The organism is Citrobacter sp. Marseille-Q3906 (genome assembly GCF_916618775.1).
GTDB lineage: Bacteria > Pseudomonadota > Gammaproteobacteria > Enterobacterales > Enterobacteriaceae > Citrobacter > Citrobacter murliniae.
The window spans coordinates 473659-497166 of the sequence record NZ_CAKAKA010000003.1 but is presented as its reverse complement, the minus strand read 5'-3'; the positions used below and the strand labels follow the sequence as shown (position 1 = coordinate 497166).

Genomic DNA, 23508 nt, shown 5'->3' with positions numbered 1-23508 from the left:
GGCGAACATGTTGGATAAAATTGTTATCGCCAACCGCGGCGAGATTGCCTTGCGTATTCTTCGTGCCTGTAAAGAACTGGGCATCAAGACCGTCGCTGTGCACTCAAGCGCGGATCGCGATTTAAAACACGTATTACTGGCAGATGAAACGGTCTGTATTGGCCCGGCTCCATCTGTAAAAAGTTACCTGAACATCCCGGCTATCATCAGCGCCGCTGAAATCACCGGCGCGGTGGCAATCCATCCGGGTTATGGCTTCCTCTCTGAGAACGCCAACTTTGCTGAACAGGTAGAACGCTCAGGCTTTATCTTCATTGGCCCAAAAGCCGATACCATCCGCTTGATGGGTGACAAAGTGTCCGCCATTACTGCGATGAAAAAAGCTGGCGTACCAACCGTTCCCGGCTCTGACGGCCCGCTGGGCGATGATATGGACGCTAACCGCGCTCATGCCAAACGCATCGGCTATCCGGTAATTATCAAAGCTTCCGGCGGCGGCGGCGGTCGCGGTATGCGCGTTGTACGCGGCGATGCTGAACTGGCCCAATCCATTTCCATGACGAAAGCTGAAGCGAAAGCCGCTTTCAACAACGACATGGTTTACATGGAAAAATACCTGGAAAACCCACGCCACATCGAAATTCAGGTGCTGGCAGACGGTCAGGGTAACGCGATTTATCTGGCAGAACGCGACTGCTCTATGCAGCGTCGTCACCAGAAAGTGGTCGAAGAGGCGCCAGCACCTGGCATTACTCCGGAACTGCGTCGCTATATCGGCGAGCGTTGCGCCAAAGCGTGTGTTGATATCGGCTACCGTGGAGCGGGTACTTTCGAATTCCTGTTTGAAAACGGTGAGTTCTACTTCATTGAAATGAACACCCGTATCCAGGTAGAACATCCGGTTACCGAAATGATCACCGGCGTTGACCTGATCAAAGAGCAGTTGCGTATTGCAGCAGGTCAGCCGCTGTCTATCAAGCAGGATGAAGTTATAGTTAAAGGCCATGCGGTAGAATGCCGTATCAACGCCGAAGACCCGAACACCTTCCTGCCAAGCCCGGGTAAAATTACGCGTTTCCACGCACCGGGTGGCTTTGGTGTGCGCTGGGAGTCACATATTTACGCAGGCTACACTGTCCCTCCGTACTATGACTCAATGATCGGTAAACTGATTTGCTATGGCGAAAACCGTGACGTGGCAATTGCCCGCATGAAAAACGCCTTGCAGGAACTGATCATCGACGGCATCAAAACTAACGTTGATCTGCAGATCCGCATCATGAATGACGAGCACTTCCAGCGTGGTGGTTCTAATATCCACTACCTGGAGAAAAAACTCGGACTTCAGGAAAAGTAAGCACGCGTTAACTGAAAAGGCCGGGAATTCCCGGCCTTTTGTTTTTCTCCCCTCCGGTACGTCCCATAATGTACAATCCCCGCTTTCTTTATCCACAAGGGACAAAAAATGGACGCTCGTTTTGTTCAGGCCCATAAAGAGGCGCGCTGGGCGCTGTGGCTGACCCTTTTCTATCTTGCCACATGGTTAGTGACCGCTTACTTACCAGATTCCACACTGGGCTTTACCGGCTTGCCACACTGGTTCGAGATGGCGTGTCTGCTGACACCATTGGTTTTCATTTTGCTGTGTTGGGCAATGGTGAAATTTATCTATCGCGATATTTCTCTGGAGGATGACGATGCAGCTTGAAGTCATTTTGCCGCTTGTCGCCTATCTTCTGGTGGTGTTTGGTCTTTCCGTTTACGCAATGAGAAAGAGAACGACTGGCACCTTCCTGAATGAGTATTTCCTCGGCAGTCGCTCCATGGGCGGTGTCGTGTTGGCCATGACGCTAACTGCAACCTACATTAGCGCAAGCTCGTTTATTGGCGGCCCCGGCGCGGCATATAAATACGGGTTGGGATGGGTATTGCTGGCAATGATCCAGTTGCCTGCCGTCTGGCTGTCGTTAGGTATTCTCGGTAAGAAATTCGCCATTCTGGCGCGCCGTTACAATGCCGTAACCCTCAATGATATGCTGTTTGCCCGCTATCAGAGCCGTTTACTGGTATGGCTGGCGAGCCTCAGCCTGCTGGTGGCTTTTGTCGGAGCGATGACCGTGCAATTCATCGGCGGCGCACGTTTGCTGGAGACTGCTGCGGGTATTCCTTACGAAACCGGCCTGCTGATCTTTGGTATCAGTATCGCGTTATATACGGCATTCGGCGGATTTCGCGCCAGCGTGCTGAATGACACCATGCAAGGCATGGTGATGCTGATTGGTACTATCGTCTTGCTGGTGGGCGTAGTCCACGCCGCAGGCGGCCTCAGTCAGGCAGTAGAAACCTTGCAAACCATCGATCCTAAGCTGGTGACACCGCAGGGTGCTGATGACATTCTGTCTCCAACCTTTATGACATCATTCTGGGTACTGGTGTGCTTTGGGGTGATTGGTCTGCCGCACACGGCGGTACGCTGCATTTCCTATAAAGACAGTAAAGCCGTACATCGCGGGATTATCATTGGCACCATTGTGGTGGCGATCCTGATGTTTGGGATGCATCTGGCAGGCGCACTGGGACGTGCGGTAATCCCTGATCTGACAGTTCCGGATTTGGTTATCCCTACCCTGATGGTAAAAGTTTTGCCACCTGTTGCTGCCGGTATCTTTCTCGCCGCACCGATGGCAGCGATTATGTCGACGATCAATGCTCAATTGCTGCAAAGTTCCGCCACGATCATTAAAGATCTTTACCTGAACCTTCGCCCGGAACAACTACAAAATGAAACTCGCCTGAAGCGAATGTCTGCGGTGATCACCCTGCTGTTGGGGGCGTTACTGTTGCTGGCTGCCTGGAAGCCGCCAGAGATGATTATCTGGCTTAACCTGCTGGCGTTCGGCGGCCTGGAAGCCGTTTTCCTGTGGCCTCTGGTACTTGGCCTGTATTGGGAACGAGCGAATGCGACAGGTGCATTGAGCGCCATGATTGTCGGTGGGGTACTCTATGCCGTACTCGCCACCTTTAACGTTCAGTATCTGGGCTTCCATCCGATTGTGCCTTCGTTACTGCTAAGTTTGCTGGCTTTCCTGGTCGGAAACCGTTTTGGTTCTACCGCCCCGCAAGCCGTCATATTGACTACTGATAAATAAAGAGTTTTGCCATGCCATGGATCCAACTGAAACTGAACACGAGCGGTGCAAACGCTGAAGAGTTAAGTGATGCACTGATGGAAGCGGGTGCCGTTTCTATCACCTTCCAGGATACACATGATACGCCGGTGTTTGAACCGCTGCCGGGCGAAACTCGCCTGTGGGGTGATACCGACGTTATCGGCCTGTTCGACGCAGAAACCGACATGAAAGAAGTTATTGCCCTTCTGGAACAGCACCCGCTGTTGGGCACTGGCTTCGTGCACAAAATCGAACAGCTTGAAGATAAAGACTGGGAGCGCGAATGGATGGATAACTTCCACCCAATGCGCTTTGGCGAACGTCTGTGGATTTGCCCTAGCTGGCGCGATGTGCCGGACGAAAACGCCGTCAACGTGATGCTGGATCCTGGCCTGGCGTTTGGCACGGGTACTCACCCAACGACCTCTCTGTGTCTGCAATGGCTCGACAGCCTCGATCTTAACGGTAAAACAGTTATCGACTTTGGCTGTGGCTCCGGCATCCTGGCGATTGCAGCGCTGAAACTGGGCGCGGCGAAAGCCATCGGTGTGGATATTGATCCTCAAGCCATCCAGGCGAGCCGCGATAACGCACAGCGTAACGGCGTTTCTGACCGCCTGGAGCTCTATCTGCCAAAAGACCAGCCAGAGGCCATGAAAGCCGATGTAGTGGTCGCAAACATCCTCGCCGGCCCATTGCGTGAATTGGCACCATTAATCAGCGTACTGCCCGTTGAGGGTGGCTTATTGGGCCTTTCCGGTATTCTTGCCAGCCAGGCGGAAAGCGTCTGTGAAGCCTATGCCGATCTCTTTACACTCGATCCGGTTGTCGAGAAAGAAGAGTGGTGTCGTATTACCGGTAAGAAGAAATAGTCCCCTTTCGTTACCGTTGGTAACGTTAAGATCGCTCTTTTTTTCGCAAAAGGATTTGCGGAAATGAGAGCGAGATCGCATTCGAAAGCCATTATTTGTTCATAAAGACAGCGTTTTATCCTGTTCAACTTACCCTGATAGTAATAAAAAAAGAGAAGTTTTCGGAATTTATAAATGGATGCCAAATTACCGATTTATTGTATCCACATGATTATTAAATACTTTATTTTGAAACTGTCCACTCAACCAGCAATTCATTGATCCACCTCAGGGGATTGGTCAAAGTTTGGCCTTTCATCTCGTGCAAAAAATGCGTAATATACGCCGCCTTGCAGTCACAGTATGGTCATTTCTTAACTCATGCGCATCGGACAATATCAGCTCAGAAATCGCCTGATCGCAGCACCTATGGCTGGCATCACTGACAGACCATTCAGGACGCTGTGTTATGAGATGGGAGCAGGATTGACGGTATCCGAGATGATGTCTTCTAACCCACAGGTTTGGGAAAGCGACAAGTCTCGTTTACGTATGGTGCACGTTGATGAGCCAGGAATTCGCACGGTGCAAATTGCCGGCAGCGATCCTGTTGAGATGGCCGATGCCGCACGTATTAACGTGGAAAGCGGCGCCCAAATTATTGATATCAATATGGGGTGTCCGGCTAAAAAAGTGAATCGTAAGCTCGCAGGTTCAGCCCTCTTGCAGTACCCGGATCTAGTGAAGTCGATACTAACCGAGGTCGTCAATGCAGTGGACGTTCCTGTCACACTCAAGATTCGCACCGGCTGGGCTCCGGAACACCGTAACTGCGTAGAGATTGCCCAACTGGCTGAAGACTGTGGCATTCAGGCTCTGACCATTCATGGACGCACCCGCGCCTGTTTGTTCAATGGAGATGCTGAGTACGACAGTATTCGGGCAGTTAAGCAGAAAGTTTCCATTCCGGTTATCGCGAATGGCGACATTACTGACCCGCATAAAGCCAGAGCTGTGCTCGACTATACGGGGGCGGATGCCCTGATGATAGGACGTGCAGCTCAGGGAAGACCCTGGATCTTTCGGGAAATCCAGCATTATCTGGACACTGGGGAGCTGCTGCCCCCGCTGCCTCTGGCAGAGGTGAAGCGCTTGCTTTGTGCGCACGTTCGGGAACTGCATGACTTTTATGGTCAGGCAAAAGGGTACCGAATTGCGCGTAAACACGTATCCTGGTATCTCCAGGAACACGCTCCAAATGACCAGTTTCGGCGCACATTCAACGCCATTGAAGATTCCAGCGAACAGCTGGCGGCGTTGGAGGCATACTTCGAAAATTTTGCGTAAACAGAAATAAAGAGCTGACAGAACTATGTTCGAACAACGCGTAAATTCTGACGTACTGACCGTTTCTACCGTTAACTCTCAGGATCAGGTAACTCAAAAACCCCTGCGTGACTCGGTTAAACAGGCACTGAAGAACTATTTTGCTCAACTGAATGGTCAGGATGTTAATGATCTCTATGAGCTGGTACTGGCTGAAGTAGAACAGCCCCTGTTGGACATGGTGATGCAATACACCCGCGGTAACCAGACCCGTGCTGCCCTGATGATGGGCATCAACCGTGGTACGCTGCGTAAAAAACTGAAAAAATACGGCATGAACTGATACTAATCAGCGATATGTTTGTTTTAAAAGGCGCTACTCGGCATGGGGAAGCGCCTTTTTTATTTGCATCACACGGAGGCTTTGGCGATGAAGGCGAGATGTGAACCTGTCTATTTTGGCGATGAATCGAAAAAGATAATCCAGGGTGATGCGCTAACTGAACTGCAAAAGCTCGCACCCGAAAGCGTCGATCTCATTTTTGCCGACCCACCTTATAACATCGGCAAAGACTTTGACGGAATGGTGGAATCCTGGGACGAAGAGACCTTCCTTGTCTGGTTGTTTGAGTGTATTGAAGAGTGCCATCGCATTCTTAAGCCACAAGGCACTATGTACATCATGAACAGCACAGAGAACATGCCGTATATCGACCTCAAATGCAGACAGCTTTTTACCATTAAAAGTCGCATTGTGTGGTCATATGATAGCTCTGCAGTCCAGGCCAAAAACTTCTTTGGTTCCATGTATGAACCGATCCTGATGATGGTAAAAGATCAGAAAAGCTATACGTTTAATCGTGATGATATTCTGGTTGAAGCCAAAACAGGAGCCAAACGCGCGCTTATCGATTACAGAAAGAACCCGCCCCAGCCGTACAATCAGAAAAAAGTACCTGGCAATGTTTGGGAGTTCCCGCGCGTTCGCTACCTGATGGATGAATACGAAAATCATCCAACCCAAAAACCTAAGGCCCTGTTAGAGCGTATCATTCTGGCATCCTCTAACTCAGATGACGTGGTGTTAGATCCGTTTGCAGGCAGTTTCACCACCGGGGCTACTGCAGTGGAACTGGGTCGCAAATTCGTTGGGATTGAGATCAATGATGAATACGTAAAAATGGGACTCAGGAGACTGGGTGTCAGCTCCCATTTTTCAGAGAATGAGCTTGCAAAGATAAAAAAGCGAAAGACCAATAATCGGTCTAAAAAGAGTCGATTAACTGAAAATAGCGGCAAGATCTCAACAAAGTAAAAGCATTGTAAGTCTGCTTTTCAGCTTTTGGATTTCGTGTATATTCCCAGCACACTTGGGCATGAATACACAGGATTTGGTAATGATTCGCAAGTATTGGTGGCTGGTTGTTTTTGCGGTCTTCGTTTTTCTTTTTGATGCGCTGCTCATACAGTGGATAGAGTTGATGACAACAGAGCACGATAAGTGCCGGAATATGAATTCAGTGAATCCCCTCAAGCTGGTCAACTGCGTCGACCTCGAATAGCACGCACGGTAACAGATGTTTTATAGCAGCCGTCAGGCCATGGCGGCTGAAACTACCCAACCTGATTTTCACTCTTGATCAACTGCATCACACAGCCATCAGGGCTTAGCATTTTTAATACGTTATCCACTAATACCGGCGCTTGCCCATACAGATCATAACTTGCTGGATTCATTAGCCAGTTTTTTATTATCCCACTGAAACTCCCATGGAGAATAATTATAATAACGTCTAAATCTAGACTGCTTGCGATAAGGTTTTCATCCATACATTCCTGTAAAGATTTACGGATACTCTGATGACTTAGTCCTATTTTATCGCGAATTTCCTGCTCTGATATCATATCGCTATTGAATTCACACTTATGATATAGAATCTGCATTAATGCCTGCTGACGAGGTATCTCAGCAATATACTGCAAACCAACGACCAGTTTTTCTCGCAATCGCTGTAACGGATTATTACCCCAGCGTCCAATGAGTCTGTCCTGAATAAGATCGCGCAAAGGGGGTTGCTGTAGCCATAACTCATTAAACAGTTGGATCTTATTTTCGAAATGCCAATAGATTGCGCCTCGCGTCACGTTGGCGGCATCCGCAATGTCGTTTAGCGTCGTATTGCCTACACCACGTAGAGCAAACTGTACAATCGCTGTTTCAATGAGATGCTGTCGTGTTTTGAGGGCATCAGCTTTCGTTTTTTTAGCCATGGTTTCAAATACCTGGGACAGAATAGGAATTGATAAACTTTCTTATCAAATATTTGCCATATGGAGCAAATGTATCACTTCGCATTTATTTAGACGAGATCTAAAATATTTCATTACGTGCAACATACATAAATAATCAAAACAAATAAAAATTAGTTAATATATTCATTAGGCAAATGTTTATTTCAACATGTGTTTACCTGCATCAGGTCATTGCATACTTCCTGCTAACGAAAAGGTAGCTGATTAATCTTTTTTTGTTTTTATGTGCCGTGCATCGTACAGCAAAATAAGTATTACTTACATCGCAAGCTAATAATTTGTAGGATAGCCAACTATTATTTTATTTGCGCGCGTTATCGCCTTGCCGTTATCCGGTAAATAACGAGCTTTCGGTTTTTAAGGAAAAGTAATGACGAAAAATGCCAGGCTCTCACTCCTGCCCTCATTCATTATCATCTCCACTGCATTACTCGCCGGTTGTAACGATCAGGGAGAAACACAAACTCATCCTGCCGAGCCACAGGTTACTGTCCATGTTGTGGAATCTGCCCCCTTAGCCGTTACGACTGAATTGCCGGGCCGTACAACAGCCTTCCGTATTGCAGAAGTTCGCCCTCAGGTCAGCGGGATTGTGCTGAAAAGGAATTTCACTGAAGGGAGTGATGTTGAAGCAGGCAAGTCGCTTTATCAGATTGATCCCGCAACTTATCAGGCCGACTATGATAGCGCCAAAGGTGAACTGGCAAAAAGCGAGGCCGCAGCGGCTATCGCCCATTTAACAGTAAAACGTTATGTCCCGTTGGTCGGAACAAAGTACATCAGCCAGCAAGAGTACGATCAAGCCATTGCTGATGCTCGTCAGGCCGACGCCTCCGTCATCGCCGCCAAAGCTGCGGTTGAAAGCGCTCGTATCAATCTCGCTTACACCAAAGTGACATCGCCCATTAGCGGACGTATCGGTAAATCTAACGTTACCGAAGGTGCGTTAGTTACCAATGGTCAGGCGACAGCGTTAGCCACCGTGCAACAGCTTGATCCCATTTACGTCGACGTGACGCAGTCCAGTAGCGATTTTATGCGGCTCAAACAGTCTGTTGCACAAGGTAGCCTACATAAAGACAACACCAGCAGTACCGTTGAACTGGTGATGGAGAATGGCCAGTCATACCCGCTGAAAGGTTCTTTGCAATTTTCTGACGTGACGGTTGACGAGAGTACCGGATCCATCACCCTGAGAGCCGTTTTCCCTAACCCACAGCACTCTCTACTGCCAGGCATGTTTGTACGCGCCCGCATCGATGAAGGTATCCAACCTAACGCCATTCTTGTTCCACAACAGGGTGTGACACGTACACCTCGCGGAGATGCAACCGTGATGGTCGTCAATGATAAGAACCAGGTCGAAGCTCATGCCGTTGTGGCCGTACAAGCCATTGGTGACAAATGGCTCATAAGCGAAGGCTTACAACCGGGCGACAAAGTTATCGTCAGCGGATTACAAAAAGCTCGTCCGGGAGTGCAGGTAAAAGCGACCGCCGATACCGAAACTCCAGCCGCGAAAGCCACACAATAAGGTAACCGGACATGGCAAACTTTTTTATTAGGCGACCTATCTTTGCCTGGGTACTGGCCATCATTCTGATGATGGCGGGCGCTCTGGCAATCATGCAACTGCCCGTGGCGCAGTACCCAACTATTGCCCCCCCTGCCGTAGCGATTTCTGCGACCTACCCAGGCGCGGATGCACAGACGGTGCAGGATACCGTAACGCAGGTTATCGAACAAAACATGAACGGTATCGATAACCTGATGTATATGTCCTCCACCAGCGATTCGGCCGGGAGCGTAACCATTACGTTAACGTTCCAGTCCGGCACCGATCCCGATATCGCACAGGTTCAGGTACAAAACAAACTGCAGCTCGCGACACCTTTACTGCCTCAAGAAGTTCAACAGCAGGGTATCGCCGTTGAGAAATCAAGTAGCAGCTTTTTGATGGTCGCGGGGTTTGTTTCTGACAACCCGCAGACAACTCAGGATGACATCTCTGACTATGTCGCTTCCAACATTAAAGACTCTATCAGCCGGCTGAACGGCGTAGGTGACGTGCAGCTGTTTGGCGCGCAGTACGCCATGCGTATCTGGCTGGATGCGAATTTATTGAACAAGTATCAACTCACGCCGGTTGATGTCATTAACCAGTTGAAAGTACAAAACGACCAGATCGCCGCAGGTCAGTTAGGGGGGACACCTGCCTTACCTAACCAACAGCTCAACGCCTCTATCATTGCGCAAACGCGACTGAAAGATCCTGAAGAGTTTGGCAAAGTGACCTTACGCGTGAACAGCGACGGTTCTGTTGTTCACCTCAAGGACGTTGCACGCATTGAGTTGGGGGGTGAAAACTACAACGTCGTTGCACGTATTAACGGTAAACCGGCATCCGGTCTGGGTATTAAGCTGGCAACCGGTGCAAACGCTCTGGATACCGCCAACGCAATCAAAGCAAAACTGACTGAATTACAGCCGTTCTTCCCTCAGGGAATGCAGGTAGTCTATCCGTACGACACCACACCGTTTGTTACCATCTCTATTCACGAGGTGGTAAAAACGCTGTTTGAAGCGATCGTACTGGTTTTCCTGGTGATGTACCTGTTTCTGCAAAACATTCGCGCAACGCTAATTCCGACTATCGCTGTGCCTGTGGTGCTGTTGGGGACATTCGCCGTACTTGCTGCATTTGGCTACTCGATAAACACCCTGACAATGTTCGGCATGGTACTCGCCATCGGCCTGCTGGTCGATGATGCGATAGTCGTAGTAGAAAACGTGGAGCGCGTGATGATGGAAGACAATCTGCCGCCCAGAGAAGCGACAGAAAAATCCATGTCACAAATACAGGGGGCGCTGGTTGGTATTGCCATGGTGCTATCTGCGGTGTTTATCCCAATGGCCTTCTTTGGAGGTTCAACCGGGGCAATTTACCGACAGTTCTCTATTACTATTGTTTCTGCAATGGCGCTTTCAGTACTGGTGGCGTTGATTCTGACTCCCGCCCTTTGTGCAACATTGCTCAAGCCGGTATCTGCAGAGCACCACGAGAAAAAAAGTGGTTTCTTTGGCTGGTTTAATACCAAATTCGATTACAGCGTCAACCACTACACCAATAGCGTCAGCGGTATAATTCGTAAAACGGGTCGCTATCTGGCGGTCTATCTGATCATTGTTATTGGCATGGCGGTGCTGTTTATACGCCTGCCTACCTCCTTCCTGCCAGAGGAAGATCAGGGTGTGTTCCTGACGATGATTCAGCTACCAGCCGGTGCAACACAAGAGCGTACTCAGAAAGTGCTGGATCAAGTTACCCACTACTATCTGAATAATGAGAAAGCCAACGTCAAAAGCGTCTTTACGGTTAACGGCTTTAGCTTCAGTGGACAGGGGCAAAACTCAGGGATGGCATTTGTCAGCCTCAAACCCTGGGAAGAGCGTAGCGGCGATGAGAATAACGTTGAATCTGTAATTGCCCGAGCAACTCGGGCATTTAGTCAGATTCGTGATGGCCTGGTATTCCCCTTCAACATGCCAGCCATTGTTGAATTGGGCACCGCAACCGGCTTCGATTTTGAGCTGATTGATCAGGGAGGGCTGGGACACTCAGCCTTAACGCAGGCACGTAATCAGCTGCTAGGCATGGTGGCACAACATCCTGATTTGCTGGTACGTGTACGCCCCAACGGCCTTGAGGATACTGCGCAGTTTAAGCTGGATGTTGATCAGGAAAAAGCGCAAGCGCTTGGTGTTTCCTTGTCAGATATTAACGAAACCATCTCCGCTGCGCTGGGCGGCTACTACGTCAATGATTTCATTGACCGCGGTCGCGTGAAAAAAGTGTATGTTCAGGCAGATGCAAAATTTCGTATGTTGCCGGAAGACATCAATAATCTGTATGTTCGCAGCGCCAATGGCGAAATGGTACCTTTCTCCACATTCAGTTCAGCGCACTGGATTTACGGCTCACCGAGACTGGAACGCTACAACGGTATGCCATCTATGGAGCTGTTAGGCGAAGCGGCACCAGGCAAAAGTACCGGTGAAGCAATGGCGCTGATGGAAAGCCTGGCGGAAAAACTGCCTAACGGTATTGGCCATGACTGGACGGGAATGTCCTATCAGGAACGACTGTCAGGTAACCAGGCACCAGCGTTGTATGCCATCTCGCTAATCGTTGTCTTCCTTTGCCTTGCAGCACTGTATGAGAGCTGGTCGATTCCATTCTCCGTCATGCTTGTCGTCCCGCTCGGTGTCGTTGGTGCGCTGCTGGCGGCATCGCTTCGCGGGATGAATAACGATGTGTACTTCCAGGTCGGCCTGTTAACAACTATCGGCCTCTCTGCCAAAAACGCCATCCTGATTGTCGAATTTGCTAAAGACCTGATGGATAAAGAGGGCAAAGGGTTGATTGAGGCGACTCTGGAGGCCTCCCGTATGCGTCTGCGTCCTATCCTGATGACATCTCTGGCCTTTATTCTGGGGGTTATGCCTCTGGTTATCAGTAATGGTGCAGGTAGCGGTGCGCAGAATGCCGTCGGCACAGGTGTTATGGGGGGCATGCTCACGGCTACATTGTTGGCGATCTTCTTCGTTCCCGTCTTTTTTGTTGTCGTTAAACGGCGTTTTAGCCAGCATCGCGATTAAATTGTAAAATAAAGGCGTCTCCGGGCGCCTTTTTTACCTGATAATGACCTCTTTATTTATTAATAAGATAGCCATTCTTTTTTTTTAGCACATGGTTCCAAAATTCCCCGTTCTATTCATTATGTTTACAATCCACATGAATTGAGATTATTCCTCATGTCAGTCTTTTTTTAAGAAGTGGTAAAATACCCCTCGATTTCGCAGATAGCTTAGCGCCTGTCTTTGCTTTTTTAGCGAAACGTTTATTTTAGAGGTAACACCATGAAAAGATTAATATCCGTTGCATTGCTTACAGCATTTCTGGCGGGCTGTGCACACGATTCTCCTTGCGTACCTGTATATGACGACCAGGGCCGTCTGGTTCATACCAATACCTGTATGAAAGGCACCACGCAGGATAACTGGGAAACAGCAGGTGCGATCGCCGGTGGTGCAGCCGCTGTTGCCGGTCTGACACTTGGGATAGTTGCCTTGACGAAATAAATCATGTTAAAAGCGCGGTAATAGCCGCGCTTTTAACAATAAAGAAGATATCTTTATATAAGACAAAATGATGGTTTAAAGCTTTGGCCCTGAAATAAAATCATTATAGATTCCCCTCACATATTCACGACTGAAAATTAGCATTTTTTCAGCTTTTCGTAACAACACGTCTTCTTATCATTATTCTCACGCGGTCAATATTCACGCCCGAAATTGTTATCAGGCATCCTGTTTAAATTTTTGCGCTGAAATGTGGCGTACGTTTCAATTTTGCACCACTTCAGGGCGCTGCATTTATTTTTTCCTGTCTACACTCTGCTTATTGCGCCGAATATTCGAGCGCAAAAACCTGGCACTACCTTTGCTTAAAAGAGTATGGCCAAAGCCACAGACAGGTAAAAGATGTTTCCATAACAATAATTCCTCCACACAGGATGCTCTATGAAAAAGATGATAATAGCCAGCCTGGCTGCGGCCGGCGTGCTGCTTGCGATTACAAATCAGGCACATGCCGGCGCAACGCTTGATGCCGTAAAGAAAAAAGGATTTGTGCAATGCGGAATCAGTGACGGCTTACCAGGCTTTTCCTATGCCGATGCAAGCGGTAAGTTTTCAGGTATTGATGTAGATGTATGTCGTGGTGTTGCCTCGGCCGTATTTGGTGATGACACGAAAGTAAAATACACCCCGCTCACCGCTAAAGAACGCTTCACCGCTTTACAGTCTGGTGAAGTCGATATGCTCTCCCGTAATACCACATGGACCTCCTCACGTGATGCAGGAATGGGAATGTCCTTTACTGGCGTGACTTATTACGATGGCATTGGCTTTCTTACCCACAACAAAGCGGGTCTGAAGAGCGCAAAAGAACTCGATGGTGCAACGGTTTGTATTCAGGCAGGCACGGATACTGAACTGAACGTGGCCGATTATTTTAAGGCCAACAATATGAAGTATACCCCCGTCACCTTCGATCGCTCCGATGAATCCGCTAAGGCTCTGGAATCAGGCCGCTGCGATACGCTTGCTTCGGACCAGTCTCAGTTGTATGCCCTGCGAATCAAATTGAGCAACCCTTCAGAATGGATTGTTCTGCCAGAAGTAATCTCTAAAGAACCACTGGGGCCTGTCGTACGCCGCGGCGATGATGAATGGTTCTCTATTGTTCGCTGGACGCTGTTTGCCATGTTGAATGCTGAAGAGATGGGTGTTAACTCGAAAAACGTTGATGAAAAAGCCGCTAATCCCGCAACACCGGATATGGCACACCTGTTAGGCAAAGAGGGAGACTATGGTAAAGATCTGAAGCTGGATAATAAATGGGCTTACAACATTATTAAGCAGGTAGGAAACTATTCGGAGATCTTTGAACGTAACGTGGGATCGGAAAGTCCACTGAAGATCAAACGTGGGCAAAACAACCTCTGGAATAACGGCGGCATTCAGTATGCGCCACCGGTGCGCTAATGCGAAGTGATGTAACGGGCGCCGCAACTGCGGCGCTCAACCCAGAGTCATTGTTACCGAGGTTTTCTTATGTACCATCGCCGCTCAACCGTAAAAGGATCACTCTCCTTTTCTAACCCTGCGGTCCGCGCCTGGTTATTTCAAATTCTTGCCATCATCGCGGTCGTTAGCATTGCGATCTATCTCATTCACAATACGATTAATAACCTAAGCAGTCGCGGTATCACCTCGGGGTTCTCTTTTCTCGATCGCAGTGCCGGATTTGGTATTGTTCAACATCTGATTGATTATGAGCAGGGCGATACTTATGGGCGTGTCTTTCTGGTCGGTCTGCTTAATACGCTGCTTGTCTCAGCACTATGTATTGTTTTTGCTTCATTTCTCGGCTTCTTTCTTGGACTGGCACGTTTGTCAGATAACTGGTTGCTGCGTAAGCTATCTACAATTTATATCGAAACGTTCCGCAATATTCCGCCGCTGCTGCAAATCTTCTTTTGGTATTTTGCCGTACTACGCAATTTGCCGGGTCCCCGTCAGGCCGTCAGTGCGCTGGATCTCGTTTTCCTGAGTAACCGGGGACTCTATATTCCGGCGCCGCAGATGGGAGAAGGTCTTTTTGCCTTTTGCGCTGCACTCATGATTGCTGCAGTCGTAACTATTGGGCTATTTCGTTTCAATAAAATGTACCAGACAAAAACAGGTCAATTACGCAGAACGTGGCCAACAGCACTGGCGCTGATCGTGTTTTTGCCGATGATTTCACAATGGATTTTTGGCGCAGCGCTCCACTGGGATATACCCGAACTGCGCGGTTTTAACTTCCGCGGCGGCATGGTACTTATCCCAGAACTGGCGGCGTTAACACTGGCGCTTTCAGTGTATACATCTGCATTTATTGCAGAAATTATTCGGGCCGGTATTCAGGCTGTTCCTTATGGTCAACATGAAGCAGCCCGTTCTTTGGGCCTTCCCAATCCGGTAACGCTCCGTCAGGTGATCATCCCGCAGGCGCTCCGCGTCATCATTCCACCACTGACCAGCCAGTATCTGAATATCGTAAAGAATTCATCCCTTGCTGCCGCCATTGGCTACCCGGATATGGTTTCACTGTTTGCCGGAACCGTACTGAATCAAACCGGGCAGGCTATTGAAACCATCGCCATCACTATGTCGGTTTACCTGATCATCAGTCTGAGCATTTCTCTGTTAATGAATATATACAACCGTCGTATCGCACTCATTGAGCGCTAAGGAGTCATGATGACAAAAGCACTACTGTCTCACCCCTCGCGCCAGAGCAGTAATCATGCTGGCCGCGTGATATTTTGGGTGCGTAAAAATCTATTTTCCAGTTGGTCAAACAGTTTGCTCACTCTGTTATGCATATGGCTCATGTGGATGTTCATTCCCCCATTGCTGAACTGGGCATTTCTGCAGGCCAACTGGATAGGTTCTACCCGGGCAGATTGTACAAAAGCGGGAGCGTGCTGGGTGTTTATCCATGAACGCTTCGGACAATTCATGTATGGGCTCTATCCACACGATCAGCGCTGGCGGGTTAATCTGGCTCTGATTATCGGCCTACTCTCTATCGCACCGATGTTCTGGAAAGCGATACCTCATCGTGGTCGCTATATCGCCTTCTGGGCGGTGGTTTATCCGGTTATCGTCTGGTGGCTGTTGTACGGTGGTTTTCTCGGTCTCGATCGCGTGGAAACACGCCAGTGGGGTGGACTGACACTCACCCTGATCATAGCCTCTGTTGGTATTGCAGGCGCGCTCCCATGGGGGATCTTACTGGCGTTGGGGCGCCGTTCCCATATGCCTGTCGTGCGGGTTTTATCCGTCATTTTCATTGAGTTCTGGCGTGGTGTGCCGCTGATCACTGTCCTGTTTATGTCGTCAGTCATGCTCCCGCTGTTTATGTCGGAAGGCACCAGCATCGACAAACTTATTCGGGCGCTGGTCGGTGTAATTCTTTTCCAGTCAGCTTATGTCGCAGAGGTGGTGCGTGGGGGATTGCAGGCCCTCCCGAAAGGCCAGTATGAAGCCGCCGAATCACTGGCGCTTGGCTACTGGAAAACCCAAGGGCTGGTCATACTTCCGCAAGCCCTCAAACTGGTTATCCCCGGCCTGGTTAACACGATCATCGCCCTCTTCAAGGATACCAGTCTGGTCATTATTATCGGTCTGTTTGACCTTTTCAGCAGCGTACAACAAGCCACCGTCGACCCTGCCTGGCTTGGTATGTCGACAGAAGGATATGTTTTTGCCGCGCTGATTTACTGGGTTTTCTGCTTCAGCATGTCACGTTATAGCCAGCATCTGGAAAAACGTTTTAGCACCGGGCGTACACCGCACTGAGGAAATTATGAGCCAATTATTAATACAGTCTAACGACGCGATGATTACGCTGGAAAACGTCAACAAATGGTATGGACAGTTTCACGTTCTGAAAAACATAAACCTGGAGGTAAAACAGGGAGAACGTATCGTATTATGCGGACCTTCTGGATCCGGTAAATCAACAACGATCCGTTGTATTAACCATCTGGAAGAGCATCAGCAAGGGCGTATTGTTGTAGATGGAATTGAGCTCAATGAGGACATCCGCAATATTGAACGCGTCAGACAAGAAGTTGGAATGGTCTTTCAACACTTTAATCTCTTTCCTCATTTAACCGTCCTGCAAAACTGCACACTGGCTCCTGTCTGGGTTCAGAAGATGCCAAAGAAAGAGGCTGAAGCTCTGGCAATGCACTACCTTGAACGAGTGCGTATTGCTGAACATGCGCATAAATACCCTGGACAAATTTCCGGTGGGCAGCAACAGCGCGTGGCCATTGCGCGTTCACTGTGCATGAAACCCAAAATCATGTTGTTCGATGAGCCCACATCAGCACTGGACCCTGAAATGGTAAAAGAAGTACTCGATACCATGATAGGCCTGGCGCAATCGGGAATGACAATGCTTTGTGTTACTCATGAAATGGGGTTTGCCCGAACAGTTGCAGACAGGGTGATCTTTATGGATCTTGGCGAGATTGTTGAACAGGCGCCACCAGACGAATTTTTTGCCCATCCGAAATCCGAGCGTACCCGAGCATTTTTATCACAGGTCATACATTAAAACCTGCAAGCCGGATAAGCTGTTTACGCCGCCATCCGGCATACTCCACAATTCGCAAATGCAAAAAGGCCCATCCTGACGGATGGGCCTTTTCACTTATTTGATGTCTGGCAGTTCCCTACTCTCGCATGGGGAGACCCCACACTACCATCGGCGCTACGGCGTTTCACTTCTGAGTTCGGCATGGGGTCAGGTGGGACCACCGCGCTACAGCCGCCAGACAAATTCTTTTCTAAGCGCCGAACTTTAACCTAAAAACTGGTGCTGATACCCAGAGTCGAACTGGGGACCTCACCCTTACCAAGGGTGCGCTCTACCAACTGAGCCATATCAGCACACTAAATTTGATGCCTGGCAGTTTATGAATCACTGCGTGATCCACCCTTCGGGCCGTTGCTTCGCAACGTTCAAAAGCTCTCGCTTTTGTCCTACTCTCTTATCGAGTAGTGAACTGCCTCAAAGGTCAATGCCATACTTCTTAATTTGATGCCTGGCAGTTCCCTACTCTCGCATGGGGAGACCCCACACTACCATCGGCGCTACGGCGTTTCACTTCTGAGTTCGGCATGGGGTCAGGTGGGACCACCGCGCTACAGCCGCCAGGCAAATTCTGTTTATCAACACGCTTTCGCATGTCAATTTAATCTGTTATCAAGCTGAAATTTCGTCTCTTCGCCAAAACAGCTTCGGCGTTGTAAGGTTAAGCCTCACGGTTCATTAGTATCGGTTAGCTCAATGTATCGCTACACTTACACACCCGACCTATCAACGTCGTCGTCTTCAACGTTCCTTCAGGACTCTTAAAGAGTCAGGGAGAACTCATCTCGGGGCAAGTTTCGTGCTTAGATGCTTTCAGCACTTATCTCTTCCGCATTTAGCTACCGGGCAATGCCATTGGCATGACAACCCGAACACCAGTGATGCGTCCACTCCGGTCCTCTCGTACTAGGAGCAGCCCCCCTCAATTCTCCAGCGCCCACGGCAGATAGGGACCGAACTGTCTCACGACGTTCTAAACCCAGCTCGCGTACCACTTTAAATGGCGAACAGCCATACCCTTGGGACCTACTTCAGCCCCAGGATGTGATGAGCCGACATCGAGGTGCCAAACACCGCCGTCGATATGAACTCTTGGGCGGTATCAGCCTGTTATCCCCGGAGTACCTTTTATCCGTTGAGCGATGGCCCTTCCATTCAGAACCACCGGATCACTAAGACCTGCTTTCGCACCTGCTCGAGCCGTCACTCTCGCAGTCAAGCTAGCTTATGCCTTTGCACTAACCTCCTGATGTCCGACCAGGATTAGCTAACCTTCGTGCTCCTCCGTTACTCTTTAGGAGGAGACCGCCCCAGTCAAACTACCCACCAGACACTGTCCGCAACCCGGATCACGGGTCTACGTTAGAACACCAGCCATTAAAGGGTGGTATTTCAAGGTTGGCTCCATGCAGACTGGCGTCCACACTTCAAAGCCTCCCACCTATCCTACACATCAAGGACCAGTGTTCAGTGTCAAGCTATAGTAAAGGTTCACGGGGTCTTTCCGTCTTGCCGCGGGTACACTGCATCTTCACAGCGAGTTCAATTTCACTGAGTCTCGGGTGGAGACAGCCTGGCCATCATTACGCCATTCGTGCAGGTCGGAACTTACCCGACAAGGAATTTCGCTACCTTAGGACCGTTATAGTTACGGCCGCCGTTTACCGGGGCTTCGATCAAGAGCTTCTCCTTACGGATAACCCCATCAATTAACCTTCCGGCACCGGGCAGGCGTCACACCGTATACGTCCACTTTCGTGTTTGCACAGTGCTGTGTTTTTAATAAACAGTTGCAGCCAGCTGGTATCTTCGACTGATTTCAGCTCCATGAGTAAATCACTTCACCTACATATCAGCGTGCCTTCTCCCGAAGTTACGGCACCATTTTGCCTAGTTCCTTCACCCGAGTTCTCTCAAGCGCCTTGGTATTCTCTACCTGACCACCTGTGTCGGTTTGGGGTACGATTTCGTGTTACCTGATGCTTAGAGGCTTTTCCTGGAAGCAGGGCATTTGTTACTTCAGCACCGTAGTGCCTCGTCATCACACCTCAGCGTTAATAAGGTACCGGATTTACCTGGAACCTCCGCCTACATGCTTAAACCGGGACAACCGTCGCCCGGCTAACATAGCCTTCTCCGTCCCCCCTTCGCAGTAACACCAAGTACAGGAATATTAACCTGTTTCCCATCGACTACGCCTTTCGGCCTCGCCTTAGGGGTCGACTCACCCTGCCCCGATTAACGTTGGACAGGAACCCTTGGTCTTCCGGCGTGCGGGTTTTTCACCCGCATTATCGTTACTTATGTCAGCATTCGCACTTCTGATACCTCCAGCATCCCTCACAGGACACCTTCAACGGCTTACAGAACGCTCCCCTACCCAACAACACATAGTGTCGCTGCCGCAGCTTCGGTGCATGGTTTAGCCCCGTTACATCTTCCGCGCAGGCCGACTCGACCAGTGAGCTATTACGCTTTCTTTAAATGATGGCTGCTTCTAAGCCAACATCCTGGCTGTCTGTGCCTTCCCACATCGTTTCCCACTTAACCATGACTTTGGGACCTTAGCTGGCGGTCTGGGTTGTTTCCCTCTTCACGACGGACGTTAGCACCCGCCGTGTGTCTCCCGTGATAACATTCTTCGGTATTCGCAGTTTGCATCGGGTTGGTAAGTCGGGATGACCCCCTAGCCGAAACAGTGCTCTACCCCCGAAGATGAATTCACGAGGCGCTACCTAAATAGCTTTCGGGGAGAACCAGCTATCTCCCGGTTTGATTGGCCTTTCACCCCCAGCCACAAGTCATCCGCTAATTTTTCAACATTAGTCGGTTCGGTCCTCCAGTTAGTGTTACCCAACCTTCAACCTGCCCATGGCTAGATCACCGGGTTTCGGGTCTATACCCTGCAACTTAACGCCCAGTTAAGACTCGGTTTCCCTTCGGCTCCCCTATTCGGTTAACCTTGCTACAGAATATAAGTCGCTGACCCATTATACAAAAGGTACGCAGTCACCCCATAAAGAGGCTCCCACTGCTTGTACGTACACGGTTTCAGGTTCTTTTTCACTCCCCTCGCCGGGGTTCTTTTCGCCTTTCCCTCACGGTACTGGTTCACTATCGGTCAGTCAGGAGTATTTAGCCTTGGAGGATGGTCCCCCCATATTCAGACAGGATACCACGTGTCCCGCCCTACTCTTCGAGTTCACAACATGTGTGATTTTGTGTACGGGACTATCACCCTGTACCGTCGGACTTTCCAGACCGTTCCACTACCACACATGCTGATTCAGACTCTGGGCTGCTCCCCGTTCGCTCGCCGCTACTGGGGGAATCTCGGTTGATTTCTTTTCCTCGGGGTACTTAGATGTTTCAGTTCCCCCGGTTCGCTTCATTACGCTATGTATTCACGTAATGATAGTGTGACGAATCACACTGGGTTTCCCCATTCGGAAATCGCCGGTTATAACGGTTCATATCACCTTACCGACGCTTATCGCAGATTAGCACGTCCTTCATCGCCTCTGACTGCCAGGGCATCCACCGTGTACGCTTAGTCGCTTAACCTCACAACCCGAAGATGTTTCGTAAAACATTTCGACTTGCGAAAATTTGAGAGACTCGAACACACCGCTTATCTGTTCTTATTACGGAGAACAGACACAGTGTGTCGTTTCAATTTTCAGCTTGATCCAGATTTTTAAAGAGCAAAACTTCGCAGTGAACCTTTTCAGGTACACTCTGAAGTTTTCTTGGTATTTTTGCAGTAAGTAATGGTGGAGCTATGCGGGATCGAACCGCAGACCTCCTGCGTGCAAAGCAGGCGCTCTCCCAGCTGAGCTATAGCCCCATCGAAGTCATCTCATGTACCGATAATTTTTCCTGAGACAAGGCGTGGAATAACGAAGCATACTTAAGTATGTGAGTTATTTCACAACGCAGTATTCAGGTAAAATTTGGTAGGCCTGAGTGGACTTGAACCACCGACCTCACCCTTATCAGGGGTGCGCTCTAACCACCTGAGCTACAAGCCTGCAGAGATTTCTTACTGCTAATTTTCATCAGACAATCTGTGTGGACACTACAAGGAACGGTTCTTTAAGGTAAGGAGGTGATCCAACCGCAGGTTCCCCTACGGTTACCTTGTTACGACTTCACCCCAGTCATGAATCACAAAGTGGTAAGCGCCCTCCCGAAGGTTAAGCTACCTACTTCTTTTGCAACCCACTCCCATGGTGTGACGGGCGGTGTGTACAAGGCCCGGGAACGTATTCACCGTGGCATTCTGATCCACGATTACTAGCGATTCCGACTTCATGGAGTCGAGTTGCAGACTCCAATCCGGACTACGACATACTTTATGAGGTCCGCTTGCTCTCGCGAGGTCGCTTCTCTTTGTATATGCCATTGTAGCACGTGTGTAGCCCTACTCGTAAGGGCCATGATGACTTGACGTCATCCCCACCTTCCTCCAGTTTATCACTGGCAGTCTCCTTTGAGTTCCCGGCCGGACCGCTGGCAACAAAGGATAAGGGTTGCGCTCGTTGCGGGACTTAACCCAACATTTCACAACACGAGCTGACGACAGCCATGCAGCACCTGTCTCAGAGTTCCCGAAGGCACCAAAGCATCTCTGCTAAGTTCTCTGGATGTCAAGAGTAGGTAAGGTTCTTCGCGTTGCATCGAATTAAACCACATGCTCCACCGCTTGTGCGGGCCCCCGTCAATTCATTTGAGTTTTAACCTTGCGGCCGTACTCCCCAGGCGGTCGACTTAACGCGTTAGCTCCGGAAGCCACGCCTCAAGGGCACAACCTCCAAGTCGACATCGTTTACGGCGTGGACTACCAGGGTATCTAATCCTGTTTGCTCCCCACGCTTTCGCACCTGAGCGTCAGTCTTTGTCCAGGGGGCCGCCTTCGCCACCGGTATTCCTCCAGATCTCTACGCATTTCACCGCTACACCTGGAATTCTACCCCCCTCTACAAGACTCTAGCCTGCCAGTTTCGGATGCAGTTCCCAGGTTGAGCCCGGGGATTTCACATCCGACTTGACAGACCGCCTGCGTGCGCTTTACGCCCAGTAATTCCGATTAACGCTTGCACCCTCCGTATTACCGCGGCTGCTGGCACGGAGTTAGCCGGTGCTTCTTCTGCGAGTAACGTCAATTGCTGAGGTTATTAACCTTAACGCCTTCCTCCTCGCTGAAAGTACTTTACAACCCGAAGGCCTTCTTCATACACGCGGCATGGCTGCATCAGGCTTGCGCCCATTGTGCAATATTCCCCACTGCTGCCTCCCGTAGGAGTCTGGACCGTGTCTCAGTTCCAGTGTGGCTGGTCATCCTCTCAGACCAGCTAGGGATCGTCGCCTAGGTGAGCCGTTACCCCACCTACTAGCTAATCCCATCTGGGCACATCCGATGGCAAGAGGCCCGAAGGTCCCCCTCTTTGGTCTTGCGACGTTATGCGGTATTAGCTACCGTTTCCAGTAGTTATCCCCCTCCATCGGGCAGTTTCCCAGACATTACTCACCCGTCCGCCACTCGTCACCCAAGGAGCAAGCTCCTCTGTGCTACCGTTCGACTTGCATGTGTTAGGCCTGCCGCCAGCGTTCAATCTGAGCCATGATCAAACTCTTCAATTTAAGTTTGATGCTCGTGAATTAAACTTCGTAATGAATTACGTGTTCACTCAGAGACTTGGTATTCATTTTTCGTCTTGCGACGTTAAGAATCCGTATCATTGAGTGCCCACACAGATTGTCTGATAAATTGTTAAAGAGCAGTTGCGACGCGCTTTAGCGCTCTGTCGCGAGGTGGCGTATATTACGCTTTCCTCTTTCAGAGTCAACCCTGAATATCAGGATTTTTCTCTTCAACCGGACCGGCTGTTTGCGTGAAGTGATTCACATCCGCCGTGTCGATGGAGGCGCATTATAGGGATCCCATTTTTTAGCACAAGTGTTTTTTAGATCTTTTTTACTGAATGACGTTTTTTTGCCCCTTTCGCTACATTCCTGCGCAATTTGGCTGATTTTTGATAACTAAATCACTTGCACAGTCTCAATAATC

General features: G+C 49.6%; 16 protein-coding genes, 3 tRNA genes and 4 rRNA genes. 15 read left to right on the top strand and 8 right to left on the bottom strand.

Features of this window, described 5'->3' with window-relative positions; translation table 11 throughout:
• Positions 1–7: 7 nt before the first annotated feature.
• The 8 genes from accC to LG384_RS19740 all read left to right on the top strand — a co-directional run bounded on the left by accC (position 8) and on the right by LG384_RS19740 (position 6909).
• On the top strand, positions 8–1357 hold the full coding sequence (accC, locus tag LG384_RS19775; RefSeq protein WP_045448212.1) for an acetyl-CoA carboxylase biotin carboxylase subunit: 1350 nt from the start codon (positions 8–10) through the stop codon (positions 1355–1357).
• Between the two features lie 108 nt (positions 1358–1465).
• The gene (locus LG384_RS19770) at positions 1466–1708 is read left to right on the top strand and encodes a YhdT family protein (protein ID WP_048220464.1); all 243 of its coding nucleotides are present in this window, start codon (positions 1466–1468) and stop codon (positions 1706–1708) included.
• Positions 1698–3149, top strand: a complete 1452-nt coding sequence (panF, locus tag LG384_RS19765; protein ID WP_045448216.1) for a sodium/pantothenate symporter — start codon at positions 1698–1700, stop codon at positions 3147–3149. The genes LG384_RS19770 and panF overlap by 11 nt, the downstream gene beginning before the upstream one ends.
• A gap of 11 nt (positions 3150–3160) precedes the next feature.
• Positions 3161–4042 carry a 50S ribosomal protein L11 methyltransferase gene (gene prmA / locus LG384_RS19760; protein ID WP_048220462.1) on the top strand — a complete coding sequence of 294 codons (882 nt, stop codon included), beginning with the start codon at positions 3161–3163 and terminating at the stop codon, positions 4040–4042.
• 360 nt (positions 4043–4402) lie between these two features.
• Positions 4403–5368: a tRNA dihydrouridine synthase DusB gene (gene dusB / locus LG384_RS19755; RefSeq protein ID WP_045448220.1), complete on the top strand. Its 966-nt coding sequence runs from the start codon at positions 4403–4405 to the stop codon at positions 5366–5368.
• 25 nt (positions 5369–5393) lie between these two features.
• Entirely contained in the window at positions 5394–5690 is a 297-nt protein-coding gene (gene fis / locus LG384_RS19750) for a DNA-binding transcriptional regulator Fis (protein ID WP_000462905.1), read from the top strand.
• Between the two features lie 87 nt (positions 5691–5777).
• Complete coding sequence (gene yhdJ, locus LG384_RS19745; RefSeq protein ID WP_200010118.1) at positions 5778–6662, top strand: adenine-specific DNA-methyltransferase; 885 nt, start codon at positions 5778–5780, stop codon at positions 6660–6662.
• Between the two features lie 82 nt (positions 6663–6744).
• Positions 6745–6909: a DUF2556 family protein gene (locus tag LG384_RS19740; protein WP_003025279.1), complete on the top strand. Its 165-nt coding sequence runs from the start codon at positions 6745–6747 to the stop codon at positions 6907–6909.
• 52 nt (positions 6910–6961) lie between these two features.
• On the opposite strand, the gene envR is transcribed toward LG384_RS19740, so the two are convergent.
• Complete coding sequence (gene envR / locus LG384_RS19735) at positions 6962–7618, bottom strand: acrEF/envCD operon transcriptional regulator (protein ID WP_045448222.1); 657 nt, start codon at positions 7616–7618, stop codon at positions 6962–6964.
• A gap of 412 nt (positions 7619–8030) precedes the next feature.
• On the opposite strand from envR, the gene LG384_RS19730 reads away from it, so the two are divergent.
• The 7 genes from LG384_RS19730 (at position 8031) to LG384_RS19700 (ending at position 17399) form a co-directional block, all read left to right on the top strand.
• Complete coding sequence (locus LG384_RS19730) at positions 8031–9194, top strand: efflux RND transporter periplasmic adaptor subunit (protein WP_048220461.1); 1164 nt, start codon at positions 8031–8033, stop codon at positions 9192–9194.
• An 11-nt stretch (positions 9195–9205) separates the two neighbouring features.
• Positions 9206–12319, top strand: a complete 3114-nt coding sequence (locus LG384_RS19725; RefSeq protein ID WP_045448225.1) for an efflux RND transporter permease subunit — start codon at positions 9206–9208, stop codon at positions 12317–12319.
• 261 nt (positions 12320–12580) lie between these two features.
• Positions 12581–12802 carry a lipoprotein gene (locus LG384_RS19720; RefSeq protein ID WP_003025292.1) on the top strand — a complete coding sequence of 74 codons (222 nt, stop codon included), beginning with the start codon at positions 12581–12583 and terminating at the stop codon, positions 12800–12802.
• A gap of 441 nt (positions 12803–13243) precedes the next feature.
• Positions 13244–14269, top strand: coding sequence for an amino acid ABC transporter substrate-binding protein (locus tag LG384_RS19715; protein WP_045448227.1), 1026 nt, complete (start codon positions 13244–13246; stop codon positions 14267–14269).
• Between the two features lie 69 nt (positions 14270–14338).
• Positions 14339–15520 carry an amino acid ABC transporter permease gene (locus tag LG384_RS19710; protein ID WP_045448229.1) on the top strand — a complete coding sequence of 394 codons (1182 nt, stop codon included), beginning with the start codon at positions 14339–14341 and terminating at the stop codon, positions 15518–15520.
• A gap of 9 nt (positions 15521–15529) precedes the next feature.
• Positions 15530–16633: an amino acid ABC transporter permease gene (locus LG384_RS19705; protein ID WP_225761405.1), complete on the top strand. Its 1104-nt coding sequence runs from the start codon at positions 15530–15532 to the stop codon at positions 16631–16633.
• Between the two features lie 7 nt (positions 16634–16640).
• On the top strand, positions 16641–17399 hold the full coding sequence (locus LG384_RS19700; protein ID WP_045448233.1) for an amino acid ABC transporter ATP-binding protein: 759 nt from the start codon (positions 16641–16643) through the stop codon (positions 17397–17399).
• Positions 17400–17504: 105 nt separating this feature from the next.
• On the opposite strand, the gene rrf (LG384_RS19695) is transcribed toward LG384_RS19700, so the two are convergent.
• The 7 genes from rrf (LG384_RS19695) to LG384_RS19665 all read right to left on the bottom strand — a co-directional run bounded on the left by rrf (LG384_RS19695) (position 17505) and on the right by LG384_RS19665 (position 23081).
• A 5S ribosomal RNA gene (gene rrf / locus LG384_RS19695) occupies positions 17505–17620 on the bottom strand.
• 38 nt (positions 17621–17658) lie between these two features.
• Positions 17659–17734: transfer RNA gene (locus LG384_RS19690), tRNA-Thr, on the bottom strand.
• Positions 17735–17887: 153 nt separating this feature from the next.
• Positions 17888–18003 (bottom strand): 5S ribosomal RNA (gene rrf, locus LG384_RS19685).
• 92 nt (positions 18004–18095) lie between these two features.
• Positions 18096–21002 (bottom strand): 23S ribosomal RNA (locus LG384_RS19680).
• Between the two features lie 207 nt (positions 21003–21209).
• Positions 21210–21285, bottom strand: a tRNA-Ala gene (locus tag LG384_RS19675).
• Between the two features lie 107 nt (positions 21286–21392).
• Positions 21393–21469, bottom strand: a tRNA-Ile gene (locus tag LG384_RS19670).
• 70 nt (positions 21470–21539) lie between these two features.
• Positions 21540–23081 (bottom strand): 16S ribosomal RNA (locus tag LG384_RS19665).
• Together the 16S, 23S and 5S rRNA genes with 3 tRNA genes alongside form the textbook arrangement of a ribosomal RNA operon.
• Positions 23082–23508: the final 427 nt, after the last annotated feature.